The organism is Streptomyces sp. SID5910 (genome assembly GCF_009862125.1).
Classification (GTDB): Bacteria; Actinomycetota; Actinomycetes; order Streptomycetales; family Streptomycetaceae; genus Streptomyces.
In genome coordinates this window covers 1-485 of the sequence record NZ_WWHX01000461.1, presented here as the reverse complement: position 1 = coordinate 485, position 485 = coordinate 1, and the positions used below count along the sequence as shown (strand labels likewise).

At 64.9% G+C, this 485-nt stretch carries 1 protein-coding gene; it reads left to right on the top strand.

Annotated elements, in window-relative coordinates; all coding sequences use genetic code 11:
• Window positions 1-485: tetratricopeptide repeat protein (locus GTW67_RS16175; protein ID WP_161165523.1), on the top strand; the 485-nt coding region annotated here is incomplete at both ends.

The following is a 485-nucleotide window of genomic DNA, read 5'->3' as shown; positions in this document are numbered from 1 at the left end:
AGGGAATTCTGGGTGCGGACCATCCCGATACTCTGACTGCGCGCTCGAGCCTAGCCTTTTCCTATTGGGAGGCGGGGCGGACGAGCGATGCCATTGACATCGAGGAGAAGGTGGTCGCCGATCGTGAGCGGGTTGCGGGTGCGGACCACCCCAGCACCCTGACCGCGCGTGCCAACCTCGCCGCTTCCTATCAGCAGGCGGGGCGGATGGGTGAGGCCATCGATTTGCTGGAGCAGGTGGCTGGGGATCGTGAGCGGACTCTGGGGGCGGACCATCTCGATACCCTGACCGCGCGTGCCGGCCTCACTGTCTACTACCAGGCGGTCGGGCGGCTGAGTGAGGCCATCGAAGTCGGGGAGCAGGTGGCTGGAGATCGTGAGCGGATTCTGGGTGCGGACCATCCCGACACTCTGACTGCGCGCTCGAGCCTCGCTTTTTTCTATTGGGAGGCGGGGCGGACGAGTGAGGCGATTGACATCGAGGAG